This window comes from Kutzneria sp. NPDC051319 (assembly GCF_040682195.1).
Lineage (GTDB): Bacteria > Actinomycetota > Actinomycetes > Mycobacteriales > Pseudonocardiaceae > Kutzneria.
On record NZ_JBFBAM010000013.1, the window covers coordinates 96,516 to 112,885 of the forward strand.

Annotated in this window: 1 protein-coding gene (only partly in view); it reads left to right on the plus strand. The window is 71.0% G+C overall.

Features of this window, described 5'->3' with window-relative positions:
- Window positions 1-16,370, plus strand: the 5' portion of a protein-coding gene (locus AB0M73_RS15975; RefSeq protein WP_363891354.1) for a putative nucleotidyltransferase substrate binding domain-containing protein. It continues 11,518 nt past the right edge of the window; only the first 16,370 of its 27,888 coding nucleotides appear in the window; the start codon lies at window positions 1-3; its stop codon lies beyond the right edge, outside the window.

Genomic DNA, 16,370 nt, shown 5'->3' on the forward strand with positions numbered 1-16,370 from the left:
ATGAGTCTGGAGATGCCCTCCGAGCTTGACTGGTTGTTCAAGATCGTTGCCGGTCAGGCGTGGCCCAAGGGTGACGAGGACAAGCTGCGCGAGCTCGGCCGCGCGTGGACCGAGTTCTCGAACTCCATCCAGGAGATCTCCGGCGAGTTCGAGCCGCTGTTCAATCTGGTCACCGGCAATCTCAGCGGCCAGCCGGCCGAGGCGTTCGCGCAGTTCGTCACCCAGATGCACAAGCAGCTGCCGGCCCTGGTCGACGCGGGCAAGCAGATCACCAAGCTGTCCAACAAGACCGCGCAGCAGACCGAGTACTCCAAGTACATGATCATCGGCCAGTTGGTGCTGCTGGCCGCCGAGCTGGCCTGGGCCGCGGCCAACGCGTTCTGGACCTTCGGCGCCAGCGAGGCGCTGGTGCCCGGCTTCGTCGCCGCCACCCGGCTGACCGTGACGATGATCCTGCGGCGGCTGGCGATGGCCATCCTGATGGGCGTCGTCTCCCAGGTCGCGCTGGACGTCGCCATCCAGACCATCCAGGCGATCAAGGCCAAGCTCAACGGCGACGACTTCTCGTGGAACTGGGCCAACACCGGCAGCGCCGCCGAGATGGGCGCGATCGGCGGTGCGCTGGGCGGCGGCATCGGCATGGGCCTCAGCAAGTTCAAGACCACCGGCTTCGGCGACACCTTCGGCGGCCAGCTGATCGCCGGCGGCGCCACCGGCCTCGGCATGACCGAGATCAGCAACCTGATGAACGGCGACGACGCCAACCTCGGCTACGGCCTCACCTCGGGCCTGGCCGGCGCGCTGGGCGGCGGCGGCAAGCGCGGCCACGGCGGCGGTTCGCCGCACATGGGCGACATCCACGTCGGCGACGTCAACGCCCCCAAGTTCGACTCCGGCGACTTCAACAAGCCCAACACCTCCAGCGACTTCACCCCGCCGGAGACCCACTCCGAGGACTTCAACTCCGGCAACGGCAACGGAAACCACTCCGGCCTGGAGGGCCTGGAGGGCCCGCCGCCCCCTGTCGGCGGCAACAACTTCGCCAACACCGGCAACGGCAACTCGCACGGTTCCGAGGCCCCGCCGCCCGCGTCGTCGTCCGGGTCGCAGAACAACGTGCCGCCGCCGGCCGAGAACACCGGCTCCCAGAACAACTCCGGCTCGCAGAACAACTCCGGCTCCCAGAACAACGCCGGGTCGCAGAACAACGTGCCGCCGCCGGCCGAGAACACTGGCTCGCAGGGCGCGCCGCCGCCCGTGCAGCAGGGCCAGGACGCCCCGCCGCCGCAGGCTCCTTCGCGTGGCGGCTCCTCGTCCACCACGCCGCCGCCTTCTCGTGGCAGCAACACGCCGCCTGTGCAGCAGTCGGCTCCGCCGCGTGGGCAGGGTTCGCAGACTCCGCCCCCGTCCCACGAGACTCCGCCGCAGACGCAGCAGACCCCGCCGACCGAGCACGCGGCCCCTCCGGTGCAGCAGAGCACCGAGACGTCCGCGCCGCCGCCCGTGCAGCACACCCAGACGCCCCCGCCCGAGCAGGCCACACCTCCGGCGCAGCACCAGACGCCCCCGGCGCAGCACGCGGCCCCGCCCGTGCAGCAGTCCACGCCCCCCGTGCAGCACGCCGCGCCCCCGGTTCAGCACGCGGCCCCGCCGGTGCAGCATTCGGCTACGCCGGTAGAGCACGCCGCGCCCCCGGTGCAGCACGCCACCCCGCCGGTGCAGCATTCGGCTCCGCCGGTAGAGCACGCCGCGCCCCCGGTGCAGCACGCCACCCCGCCGGCCGAGCACTCGGCCCCGCCGGTGCAGTCGACTCCGCCCGCGCAGCATCAGTCCCCGCCCGCGGAGCACCAGTCCCCGCCCGCGGAGCACCAGTCCACGCCGCCGGTCGAGCACCAGAACGCGCCGGTCGAGCAACACCAGACCCCGCCGCCGGCGCAGCAGCACCACGACGACTCGACCGTGCAGCAGCACAGCTCGGACACCGACACCGGCAACCTCGGCGGTGGGCGGACCGCGAACACCAGCACCAGTTCCGACGCCGGTGGCGGCCCGGCCCGTGCCCCACAGGAGCAGCCGCACACCCAGCAGCCGCAGCAATCCGCGCCGCCGCCGATGATGGGCGGCCAGCACGACGGCCCCGTCACCGACAACCGCGGCAACAACACCACCACCGGCGGCGAACGCGGCGTCAGCAACACGCCGCCGCCGAGCCGCGGCACCACGAACACCCCGACGCAGCCGTCCGCCACCCCGCCGCCGCGCGGCTCGGACCGCCCCGTCACCGTCGACCACACCCCCAAGACCGACGCGCCGAAGATCAGTACCGAGAGCAACCTGCCCAAGGACAGCGCTCCGGTCACGCACGACAACACCACCACCAACCACGAGCCGGTCACCCAGCACGAGGCGCCGGTCCAGCAGCCGCTCACCCAGCAGGCCCCGCACGAGCCGCCGGCCCAGCACACCCCGCCCGCCGACAACGCCCCGGTCGTCAACCACACCCCGCCGGCCGAGCGCACGCCGCCGGTGGAGAACGCGCCGGCCGTCAACCACACCCCGCCGGCCGAGAACGCTCCGGCGGTCAACCATGTCCCGCCGGTCGACCACACCCCGGCCGCGCCGGTGCCGCACGAGGCGGCGATCGAGCAGCCGGTGCCGCACAACGAGACGCCGACCCCGCACGAAACCCAGACGCCGCAGGAGAACCCGGTCGCGTCGCCACCGATGGGCGTCGGCGGCGACCACCACGGCGGGCCGTCGAACAACACCAGCGGCAGGCCGGAGCGGGAGACGGCGTCGCCGACGCCGAACCGGTCGCAGCCTTCGGACAACCGGCCGAACACCCGCGGCAACGACAAGCCGGACACGGCGCCGAAGGGCCGCGACGACCAGAACCGGACGGCACCGCCGCGACCGAAGACGGAGAGCGGCGACCGGCACAACGAGCCGAACCCGGTGACGTCCCGGCCGGCGCCGTCCTTCAACCGCGAGGGCGACGGCAACCCGCCGGCCACCCACACCCCGGCCCCGCACGCGGCGGCGACCAGCCACGACGGCTCGTCCAGCCACGTGCCGCCGGCCGACCACGGCCCGTCCACCAGCCACGAACCCGCCACGAGCCACGACCAGACCACGCACGACCAGTCGGCGCACGACAACAACACCGGCCACCACGACGACGGCCCGCCGCCGGCGGCGCCGCACATCACCCCCAAGCTGGCCGACCGGACCATGCCGGAGGACATGTACACCCCCGGCGAGCGCAGGATGGTCGACCAGATGGCCGACGGTTTCGCCGACAAGGCCGGCAAGTGGGGCGACGCCGGGGGCCTCGACCTGGCCAAGCACCTGGCCGACCGGTTGGGCGACGAGGGGTCGAAGGACCTGGCCGCCAAGATGGGGCACAAGGACATCGACCCGGAGATCCGCAAGCAGTACGCCGACGAGTTGGGCAAGCGCCTGGTGGCCCAGCACCTGGCGGACGTGCACCAGACCGCGGAGGACCTGGCCACTCGGATGAAGGCCACCTCCGAGACGGCGAAGGCTCTGGCGGGCGGCAACAGCAAGCTTGACGGCCCGACCGCGCGGGCGGTCTCCGATCACGTGGTGAATTCGGCCGACCGGGTGGTGGCCGAGGCCGTGAAGCAGGCCGTGAAGATGGTCGGCGCGCCGGAGCACCCGTGGTCGGTGGTCGCGGTCGGCAGCTACGGGCGCCGGGAGCTGGGTCCGGCCAGCGACCTCGACTTCTCGGTGGTCGGCGACGTGCCGCCGGGCTCGCGGGAGCACGCGCACCTACAGTTGATCAAGGACACCACTTCTGATCTGCTGAACCTGGGCCGTGAGCACCTGATGGCCGATCCGAACGAGCGGTCCCCGCACGGCAAGTCGTTGTTCGAGGCGGACACGCTGTGGCTGGACACCCACGCCGACGCGCGTCCCGGCCCGGTCGCGAACACCAGCCGGCGGATGCCGGGTGACGCGCCGAACGCCGGCGTGGTCTACGACTCCCGGCCGGTCCACATCGACGGTGTGCCCAACGCGGACAACTCGCACGGCACGCCGGCGCACGACCAGATGAAAGACACCATCGGCAACGTGGACCGGAACGACCGGGAGAACGTGCGCGACGGCTTGCGGGACAACCTGCACGACTTCCGCAAGCCGGTGGACTGGACCAAGCCCGTCAACGTCAAGGACCAGTTCCAGCGGGCGCTGACGCTGGGCACCCGGGGGCTGGCGGTGGATTCGGGCATCACCCACCACACCAACACGATCGATCGTGTGAACGCGTTGGAGCACCAGGGCACGTTGCCGCCGGCGCTGGCCAAGGACGTGCGCGACGCGATGGACAAGGTGTCGGCGCTGCGGCAGCGGATGCACAGCGCGTACGGCGGTGAGAAGGACACTTTCCGGGCGCCGCCGCCGAAGCCGCGGTTCTCGTTCGGCAAGAGCCCCAACGACGAGTCGAAGATCGAGAACAACACCTATGTGCTGAGCCACGGCGAGGCCGCGGACATGCAGAAGGTCCACGACACCACGCAGCGGTACATGGACTTCTTGAACCAGCACGTGCGCACGGAGCTGCCGCCGGAGAGCCGATCCGCGCCGCCGGTCGACCACACCCCGCATGACAGCAACACCGCGCCGCACAGCAACACCGGCGGCGCGCCCCGCACCGGCGACCCGACGCACGACGGCAACACCGCTCCGCACAGCAACACCGGCGACTCGAACCACCAAGGCGACCACGCCGGGAACAACCGCCCGCCGGCCGAACACAACAACGACACTGCCCACCACGACACCACCCACCACGACACTGCGCCGACGCCGCACACGGGCGAGCAGACGCCGCACACCGAGACCCCGCCGCCGGCCACCCACTCGGGTCCGCGCAAGCCCGAGCACCTGTCCGAGCAGGAGTGGAACAAGCAGTACAACGAGGGCCGGGACCGGGCTCCACATCGGACGGTCAATCTGGACGACCCGGATGTGAAGCGGAACGTGCCGCGCACGCATGGCGACGGCCGGCCGGCCGAGCTGAACCGGGTCGACGGCAAGATCCACTACGACGTGCGCCGGATGGAGGTGGAGCCGGGCCGCTGGGTGCAGGAGCACACGGTCAAGTTCCACATCGACAAGGGCCCGGGCGTCACCGACACGCACATCGAGAACTTCAAGCAGCGGGTGCAGGACGGCGTCGACAAGGCGTTCAACAACCAGCACAAGCTGCCCAGCTCGGGTGACGAGCTGCACGTGCGGGTGGAGTTCCACGACGACCCCAAGGGTGCTCACGAGACCATCCGCGTGGATCAGGACGGTGCGGTGAACCAGCACCGGTTCCCGCTGGACGCGACCGACCGGGAGTTCGCGCACGAGGTCGGCCACTACGTCGGCTTGCCGGACCGCTACAACGACCGGGCGGGCACGCCCGACAATCCGAATCGGATCTCGGGCAAGGACGACAACGTCCGGGTCCTCAACAGTGACGATGGTCGTCGGGCCAAGAGCCTTGACGGTGGTCGGCACGATCTGCGTAACCGGATCGACGACGGCAAGAGCCCGATGGGCGATGGTCTGGCGAATCCGAATTCTCGTTACCAGCCCAAGGACATCAAGGGCATCGAGGATGTCGCGCACGACCATGCGGCGTTGCCGGACACCTCGCACGACATGTTCACCGGCAAGCAGCCGGTGCCGGAAGGCCTGCACCACAGGGAGAACACGCCGCCGCCGCGCAGCGAGGAGCCCGCGCCGCACACCGAGGAGCCGGCGCCGCACAGCCCGGTCCCGGGCTCTGGTGTCGGCCGGTCCTTCGCCAGCCACCTGAACGACCACCTCGGCAGCGGCCACCAAAGCCGCGACATCTGGCAGCGCACGGCCGACGAGGTGCGCAACGACCCGGAGCGTTACCTGCCGGGTGCGAGCCAGCAGGCCCGCGACGATGTGGCCAACCGCATCGAGTCCGGCAACCACTGGGATTCCCAGCACGTCGACGTCGCCAACCAGGCCGCCAGGAACGCCTTCGGCGCGCACGACTTCGAGGGCCACCCGGTCGGCGGCGGCAAGCCGCACGAGCACGGTCCTGCCACCCGCGAGGACCGGCACGGCCTGTTCGACAGCATCAAGAACGCCTTCAACCCGCCGGAGCACATCGACCTCGGCGGCGGTCACAGCGTCAACTCGCACCGGGTCGGCGGCTTCCACAAGCTGGACGACCACAACGTCTTCATCAGCTCGCACCTGATCGACGGCAGGGACCCGCGCGATGCCGCGATCGTCTACGACCAGGTCAAGCAGTACCTGGGCAACGACGGGCTGACGTTGCACCGCGGCATCTCGGCCTGGCACCCGACCTGGCACCACGTCGAGGGCGGCGAGATCCCGCCGCTGGGCAGCGGCGACCACCCGGACTTCAGCACCCGCGACACCAAGTACGTGCCGTTCACCGCCGACCACAACGTGGCGATGGGCGCGGCCATGGGCCACAAGGGCATGGGCGAGGGCGACGACCGCCGCTTCGTGCCCGGCTACGACCCGAACGACCCGGCGCACCCGGTCGGCATGGTGGTGACCAAGAAGGTCTCGGCCAACAACGGCGACGAGGTCGCGTTCATCAACTCCGGCGAGACCCAGGTCGGCGGCCCGATCCACGACTACGACGCCAAGCACTTCCACATGGGCACGCCGGCGCACGCGGTCTTCGGCGGCAAGGACGACGGCAGCACGCTGGGCTCGTTCATGCCGCCCAAGCCGTCCGACCACGAGGTCCAGACCTACAAGGACGAGCACGGCGGGCTGCGCAACGACCCGAACTCGCCGAACTCGCGGTCGGCCCCGTGGTGGGACAAGATCAAGAACGCCGTGGCCGGGCCGGAGACGGTCCACCTCGACCTGGAGCACAACACCCTCGACGCGCACGACGTGGGCGGCTTCTACAAGCTCAACGACCACGACGTGTACATCAGCAAGGACCTGCTCGCGCAGAACGCCGACCACCGTGACCAGGAGATCGTCTTCAAGCAGGTGGACGACTACCTGAAGGGCGGTCTCAAGCTCTACCGGGGCATCTCCTCCTGGCACCCGACCTGGAGCCAGGTGGAGCGGGGCGAGATCCCGTCGCTGGGCAATGGCGAGCGGCCGGACTTCAGCACCCGGGACACCCGGTTCGTGCCGTTCAGCGCCGACCGGACCGTCGCCGCCGCCGCGGCCATGGGGCACAAGGGGATGGGCGAGGGCGACGACCGCCGCTTCGTGCCCGGCTACGACCCGAAGAACGACAACCACCCGGTCGGCATGGTGCTGACCAAGACCGTGTCCGTGCACGACGGCGACTCGGTCGCGTTCATCAACCCGACCGAGACCCAGGTCGGCGGCCCGGTGCGGCACGACGGCGCCGAGGTGTTCCACATGGACACCCCGATGTCGCAGGTCTTCGGCGACCCGAGGATGAACACCCGCCTCGGCGACGACATGCCGCCCAAGCCGTCGCAGCAGGAGATCGACGACTACGTCCACCAGCACGGCGGTCTGCGCAACGACCCGAACCCGGTGACGTCCCGGCCGGCGCCGTCCTTCAACCGCGAGGGTGATGGCAACCCGCCGGTCACCCACACGCCGGTCACCGGCCACGACGGCGCGGCCGGCCACGTCCCGCCGGCCGACCACGGCGCGTCCACCAGCCATCAGCCGTCCACGAGCCACGAGCCGTCCACGAGCCACGAGCAGACCAGCCACGACCAGCAGCCGCACGACAACACCGCCCACCACGACGGACCGCCGCCGGAGGCGCCGACCGTCACCCGGCCGCTGTCCGAGCGGACGATGCCGGAGGACGACTACACCCCCGGCGAGCGTCAGCTGGTCGACCAGATGACGGAGACCTTCGCCGGCAAGGCCGGCAAGTGGGGCGACGCCGCCGGCCTCGACCTGGCCCGGCACCTGGCCGACAAGACGGGCGACGACGTGGCCAGGGATCTGGCCACCAAGTTGTCGCACCCGAACATCGACGAGGGCGTCCGCAAGCAGTACGCCGACGAGTTGGGCAAGCGCCTGGTCTCGCACCACCTCCAGGACGTGCACCGGACGGCCGAGGACCTGGCCACTCGGATGAAGTTCACCTCCGAGACGGCGAAGGTGCTGGCCGGCGGCAACAGCAAGCTTGACGGCTCGACCGCGCGGGCGGTCTCCGATCACATGGTGCACTCGGCCGACCGGGTCGTGGCCGAGGCCGTGAAGCAGGCCGTGAAGATGGTCGGCGCGCCGGAGCACCCGTGGTCGGTGGTCGCGGTCGGCAGCTACGGCCGCAAGGAACTGGGCCCGTCCAGCGACCTCGACTTCGCCATCGTCGGTGACGTGCCGCCGGGGTCGCGGGAGCACGCGCACCTGGAACTGCTCAAGGACACCACTTCTGATCTGCTGAACCTGGGCCGCGAGCACCTGATGGCCGATCCGAACGAGCGCTCCCCGCACGGCAAGTCGTTGTTCGAGTCGGACCCGATGTGGCTGGACACGCAGAACGACGCGCGTCCGGAGCAGGTCGCGGACCGCAGCCGGCGCGCCGACGGCGAGGGCCCGAAGGCCGGCGTGGTCTACGACGCCCGTCCGGTGCACATCGACGGTGTGCCCAATGTGGACAACTCACACGGCACGCCGGTGCACGACCGGATGCAGAACTCCGTCGCCACCGTGGACCGGACCGACCGGCAGAACGCGCGCAACGGCTTGCGGGACAAGCTGTTCACCGCCCGCGACGAGCCGGTGGACTGGCGCGGCGACGTCAACGTCAAGGATCAGTTCCAGCGGATACTGACGCTGGGCACCCGCGCGCTGGCGGTGGACTCCGGCATCACCCACCACACCAACACCATCGACCGCGTGACCGAGCTGGAGCACCAGGGCGCGCTGCCGCCGGCGCTGGCCAAGGATGTACGCGACGCCATGGACAAGGTGTCGGCGCTGCGGCAGCGCATGCACAGCGCGTACGGCGGCGAGAACGACACCTTCCGGATGCCGCCGCCGAAGCCGCGGTTCTCGTTCGGCAAGAGCCCCAACGACGAGCCGAAGATCGAGAACAACCGGTACGTGCTGAGCCACGGCGAGGCCGCGGAGATGCAGAAGGTCCACGACACCACCCGGCAGTACATGGACTTCCTGGACCGGCACACCCGCACGCAGCTGCCGCTGGAGAGCCGTTCCGCTCCCGCAGTCGACCACGGCGCTCCGCACGACAACAACACCGTGTCGCACAACAACACTGGCGACACGACTCAGCACAACGACCCCGCGCCGCACATCGGCGACACCCTGCACACCGGCGACGAGCCCGGCACCCACACCCCGCCGGCCACGCACACGGGCCCGCGCAAGCCTGAGGGCATGAGCCAGCGGGACTGGAACAAGCAGTACAACCAGGGCCGCGACCGGGCTCCACATCGGACGGTCAATCTGGACGACCCGGATGTGAAGCGGAACGTGCCGCGCACCCACGCCGACGGCCGCCCGGCGCAGCTCAGCCACGTCAACGGCAAGATCCACTACGACGTGCGCCGGATGGAGGTGGAGCCGGGCCGCTGGGTGCGGGAGCACACGGTCAAGCTGCACCTGGCCAAGGGCCCCAACGTCGACCACGCGCACATCGAGGCCCTGAAGCAGCGCGTCCAGGACGGCGTCGACAAGGCGTTCAACAACCAGCACAAGCTGCCCAGCTCGGGCGACGAACTGCACGTCCGCGTGGAGTTCCACGACGACCCGCGGCAGGCCCACGAGTCGATCCACGTCAACCAGGACGGCGCGGTCAACCAGCACCGCTGGACGCTCGACGCCACCGACCGGGAGTACGCCCACGAGGTCGGCCACTTCCTCGGCTTGCCGGACCGCTACAACGACCGGGCGGGCACGCCCGACAATCCGAATCGGATTTCGGGCAAGGACGACAACGTCCGGGTCCTGAACAGTGACGACGGCCGTCGGGCCAAGAGCCTTGACGGTGGTCGGCACGACTTGCGTAACCGGATCGACGACGGCAAGAGCCCGATGGGCGATGGTCTGGCGAATCCGAATTCTCGTTACCAGCCCAAGGACATCAAGGGCATTGAGGACGTCGCACACGACCATGCGGCGTTGCCGGACATCTCGCACGACATGTTCACCGGCAAGCAGCCGGTGCCGGAAGGCTTGCACCACAAGGAGGACACGCCGCCGACGCGGACCGGCGACGACACTGTCCACATCGGACCAAAGCCGGGGCAGGGCGTGGCGAAGTCGTTCGCCAGCATGCTCAACCACCACCTCGGCGAGGCCCACGACAGCCGCAACGTCTGGCAGCGCACGGCCGACGAGATCCGCAACGACCCTGAGCGCTACCTGCCGGGCGCGAGCCGGCAGGCCCGCGACGACTTCGCCGACCGGATCGAGTCCGGCGACCGCTGGCTTCCGGAGCACGTGGCCGCGGCCAACAAGGCCGCGCCGCACGCCTTCCACACCGACAACTTCGACGGCCACCCGCTGGAGCACCACGCGCACCGCGGCGACGACCAGCCGCACCCGCACCAGCCCGAGCAGATCGAGTCCCGGCCGGCGAAGCTGTCGGAGACGACCATGCCGGACGACATGTACACCGGCGGCGAGCGCAAGCTGGTCGACCGGATCACCGACGACTTCGCCAACAACGTCGGCAAGTACCACGACCCGGCCTCGGTCGACCTGGCCCGGCACCTGGCCGACCGGATGGACGACCAGCACGCCAAGGACCTGGCCCAGAAGCTGAGCCGCACCGACCTGACGCCGCGGGAGCGCCAGGAGACCGCCGGCGAGCTGGGCAACCGACTTGTCGTCGCCCACCTGCACGATGTGCTCAGCACCGCCGACGACCTGTCCAACCGGATGGAGGCAGCGTCGGCCAGCGCCCGCCGCGCGGTCGAGAACAACACCGGGCTCGACCACGACATCTCCCGCACCACCTCGGACATCGTGCTGGCCTCGGCCGACAACATCGTCGGCGAGGCGGCCAAGATGGCCGCCAAGATGATCGGCGAGCCCGACCACCCGTGGTCGGTCGTGGCCGTCGGCAGCTACGGCCGCCGCGAGCTCGGCCCGGCCAGCGACCTGGACTTCGCCATCATCGGCGACGTCCCGCCGGGTTCGCGCGAGCACCAGCACCTCCAGCTGATGCAGAGCCTCACCGAGGACATGCTCAACCTCGGCCGGGAGCGCTACATCAGCAAGCTGCCGCGTTCGACCGGCGACGAGAAGGTGCTGTTCGAGGCGGACACGCTGTGGCTGCCGATCCACCAGGACGCGCGGCCGGACGCCGTGGCCACCCGCAGCATGAGCCAGCCCAGCGGCGCGCCGAACTTCGGTGTCATCTACGACTCCCGGGTGGTGCCGGTCGACGGCATGAACCACGCCGACCGCACCGGGCACACGCCCTCCTTCGACGCCATGAAGGCGAGCTACACCACCGTGCCGGACAACGTCCGCCACGAGGTGCGCGACAGCCTGGCCGAGCGGGCCAACACCCGGCCGCGCGAGATGCCGGCCGGACCGGCCAACATCAAGGACCAGTTCCTGCGCTCGCTGACCATGGGCACCCGCTGGCTGGCCGTGCACTCCGGCATCACCGAGCACGCCAACACCATCGACCGGGTCACCGAGCTGGAGCGGCGCGGCGTGGTCCCGAGCGACCTGGCCCACGACGTCCGCAACGCGATGAACGACGTCACCGCGATCCGGCAGCGCATGCACGGCAAGTTCGGCGTGGAGAACGACAACTACCGGCTGCCGCCGGCGCAGTCGAAGTGGAATCCCATCCGGACCAACCACGAGTCCCGGGTGGACGGCGACACCTACGTGCTGAGCTCGCACGAGGCCAACCAGCTGCGCCAGGCCCACGACACCGTGCAGCGATACCAGCAGCACATGCGGGACCACCTCCACCAGCAGCAGGACGAGGGCCGCGCGGCGCCGGCTTTCGACCGCGACGCCGGCGAGTCCTCCTATCGGATGCCGGGCTCCTACGACGCCGAGTCGGTCGGCGACCACCACGTCGAGCCGGAGGCCCCACCGGCCCCGCCGAAGCAGGCACATCCGTCCACTGTGGACGACGGGCTGGTCGAGTCGATCCTGCGCAGCTCGGCGATGCAGAACGTGCCGGTTGCGCACGCGACGCCGTTCGGCGGCCGGTCGGCCGTGGACGCCGCCACCGACTCGGTGGCGCACCACATCGAGCAGAACCCGCAGCAGCACCAGTACCAGGGCCTCGACCACCAGGGCCTGTCCCGGTGGGCCGCGGACCACGTCGACCAGCGCACGCTGGAGAAGTTCGCGCCCGACCTGGAGCCGCACCAGCCGGGGCTCACCGGCGACGCCAAGCTGGCGCAGTGGCGGACGAACCTGGCCGACGACCTGGCCACGCCGTCGGCGCGGCGGTGGCAGACCGTGCGCGGCATGATGGACGGCCCCGGGCTGACCGGCGGCGACCACGACATCGTCGACCACATCACCAACTCCGTGGTCGAGCACGGCGCCATCCCGTCGTCGGCCGACCTGGTCGGCAAGGCCGTGCAGACCCCGTCCTGGCACGACTCGCACGTGGGACAGCACCTGCCCGACGCCGTGGCCAACGCGCTGGGCGCGCACGTCGTCGTCGACCACAACGGCGTGCAGACCCACCACGGCCCGGAAGACGCGCCGCCGGTGGAGATCCAGTCGCACGACGGCCGTTACTCCGCGCTGGGCGAGCAGACCCACCAGGAGATGCTCGACGGCACGGAGGCGTGGCTGAGCGGCCGCACCACCGAGCAGGTCGGCCACCACGTCGAGGACGCCAGCTACGGCGAGGACCGGACGGCGTACAACCACGCCCGGCAGACGCAGATCCTCAAGCGGGCGGCCAACCACCCCGACGGCCCGTCCGGCTACCGGAAGGTGCTCGAGGACCGGGCCGCCGGCCTCCAGAACCGGATCCGGGACGCGAAGTCGCGGACCGGCTGGGTGAACAAGCTGCTGCGCGGCGGCGACGTTACGGCCGAGAGCCAGCGCAAGACGCACATCACCAGCCTCGAAGGCCGGCTCAGGAGCACCAGCCAGGAGCTGGCCCACCTGGACGCCAACCTGGGCAAGGCCAACATGATGCAGGCGGTCGACCGCTACGTGGCCGGCCCCAACGCCGACGGGCTGCGCAAGCTCGGCTACCCGGCGCTCCGCCAACTCGACGAGCACCTGGGCCGGCAGGTCGAGCTGGCCGAGCGGGCCGGTTTCGACTCGTCGGACCTGCGCAAGCTGCACGAGCGGGTGCAGAACGAGCCGGCAGCGCGCCGGGCCTGGGTGCAGGTCGCGCGGCAGGGCACCGACGCGCTGCGGACCGCGTTGGACGATGCGAAGGACACGGTGGAGAACTACCGGCGGGGCTTCGAGGAGCGTGAGTCCCTCAGCCACCGCGTGACCCACATGTTCGAGCCGGCCGAGGACCTCGCCCCGCACCGCGCGGCCGAGGCCGACGCCAAGGATCTGGTCAAGCAGATCGAACACACGCTGGCGCTGACCGAGCACGACGACTACCGCGACCGGTTGGCCGAGGCGTCGCGGCTCAACGACCGGGTCCAGCGGTTCGACCGCTTCACCGAGGGCATCGCGGAGCGCCAGCAGCGCCGCAACGAGGAGTTCGAGCAGCAGGTCCCGATCCGCCGACTCGAGATGGAGCCGGGGCTCGACAACCCCGTCACGCGGATCAACCGCCTTCAGGAAGGCGGCCTCGAGCAGCACTTGGGCGACCTCGGGCACGAGATCGAAGACAAGCAGCGGCAACTCGACGACCTGCGGCAGGCCGCGGACGTGCCACCGGACCCGGCGGCGACCGAGCGCGAGCAGGCGCAGCACCAGGAGGCCCAGCAGGAGCTCGCACAGCACGAGCGTCAGCTCGCCGCCGAGGTGCGGCGGATGGAGGCGGAGCGCGCCGAGGCGCTCACGGAGTACGCGCTGAACCTGCCGGCCGACCCGAAGGCGCCCGGCTGGGAGAAGCTGTCGCGCAACGACCTCGTCGCCATCGAGGACCACGTCAACGACCTGATGCACAACGCGCGGCTGGAGGGGCAGCCGACGGAGCGCCTGTACGGCGTGTACAACCAGGTGCGGGAGCTGGGCCTGAGCGGTGCCGCCCCCGAGCACTCGCTGTTCGGCGGCCCGGCCCACGAGACCGGGCCGGAGCCGGAGCCGGGTCCGTTCATGCGGCCGGGTGCGGCGCACACCGGGACCCCGGGCGTGGACCACCTCATGCCCGGCAGCATCGGCGCGGTGCACGAGGAGCGGTCGCAGCGGGCCTTCGAGGCGTCGCTGTACGGCCTCGACCACAAGGCGCTGACCGATCTGCGGCAGACGTACGCCGACGACCCGGAGCGGTCGGCCGCCGTCCAGCGGATGATCGACCTGGAGCGGCACGCCGGCCGGCCCGACACCTTCGACAACCAGCTGCGGGCCATCGAGAACGGGCTCGCCGACGCGCGGGCCCACCGCGACGCGCAGGCGAATCCCGGCCCGACGGCCCAGCGCTGGGTGCAGCAGCACGAGGAGCGCCTGGCCGAGGTCGGCAACGACCGCGCGGCGGCGCTGACCATGCAGGCGCTGCGGCACCCGGACGACCCGAACGCGCCCGTGTGGCGGGACCTGAGCGACGACGACCTCAGGACCGTGCACGACCATGCCCGGCAGCAGATCGAGCCGGCCCGCCAGGGCGGGCACCCGACCGAGCACCTCGAGAAGTTCGTGGCCTTCACCGAGCAGCTGGGCCGCGACCGGGGCTACGACGACCTGCACCTGACCCACGAGCCGGAGCCCGCGCCGGTGGCCGAGCCGAGGCCGCAGCCGTTCATGCGGCCGGGACCGTCGACGCGGGCCGAGGGCCAGGACATGAACATGACCGTGCCCGGCGGTTTCGGCCCCGTGCACGAGGGAACGCCGCTGCGCTCGTTCGAGGCGTCGCTGTTCGGCCTCGACCGCGACTCGCTGACCACCATGCAGCAGCTGCACAGCAACGACCCGGAGCGGTCGGCCGCGGTCCAGAAGATGATCGACGTCTCGCGGCACGCGATGCGGCCCGACCTGTTCGACCGCCGGATCCGGGCCGCCGAGGAGGGCCTCGCCGACGCGAAGGCCCGCCGCGACCAGAACGCCGCGCCGAGCCGGCTGCCCGACGCGCTTCGGACCCGGTCGAGCCGGGAGGAGCAGGCCAACCGCCGGGAGGACGACGAGCGCCAGGTGCAGTTGCTGGAGAACCGCTTGGCCCAGCTGCGCGGTGAGCGCGACACGGCGATCACCCTCAACGCGCTGCGGCAGGAGGACGATCCGGCCGGGCACAGCTGGCGCGGCTACGACGACAACGATCTCGCGACCGTGCACCACGTTGTGCAGCAGCAGATCGAGCCGGCCCGCCAGGGCGGGCACCCGACCGAGCACCTCCAGAAGTTCGTGGACTTCACCGGGCAGCTGGGGCGTGACCGCGGCATCGACGATCTGAACGCCCTGCACAACGACCAGCATCGAGACGACCAGCAGCACGACGAGGCCGGCCATGAGGCGCCGCCCGCGCCGCGGCCCGAGCCGAAGCCCCAGCCGTTCATGCGATCCGAGCAGCCGCCGCGGTCCGCCGCGCCGGACATCGACATGGTGGTGCCCGGCGGTTTCGGTCCAGTGCACGAGGGGACGCCGCTGCGCTCGTTCGAGGCGTCGCTGTACGGCCTGGACACCAAGACGCTGACCGACATGCGGCAGTCGTACGAGCGGGACCCCGAGCGGTCGGCCGCGATCCAGCGGATGATCGAGGCGTCGCAGCATGCCGCCCGGCCGGACATCGTCGACCAGCGGGTGCGCGGCGTCGAGAACCGGCTCGCCGAGGCGAGGGCCCAGCGCGACCGGCGCAACGTGGCGGACCTGTTCCGCGCCAACGAGCAGGCCAACCGCCAGCAGGCGGCGGACCGCGACGTGCAGCGCCTGGAGCGTCGCCTGGCCCAGTTGCGCGACGAGCGCGACACGGCGGTCACCCTGCACGCGCTGCGGCAGGAGGACGACCCGACCGCGCACAGCTGGCGGGGCTACAGCGACGCCGAGCTGCGGATGGTGCACGACCACGTCCAGCAGCAGATCGAGCACGCGCGCCAGGGCGGACACCCGACCGAGCACCTGCAGAAGTTCGTGGACTTCACCCGGCAGCTCCAGGACGACCGGGCCGAGGCGAGTCGGTCCGAGGGGCGGCCGGCCCCGTGGTGGAACCGGGCGGCCGACGCGCTGTCCACGCTCACCGGCCCGCCGACGTTCGATCTGGACCTGGGCAACGGCCACCACGTCGACGCGCACGACGTCGGCGGCTTCTACAAGGT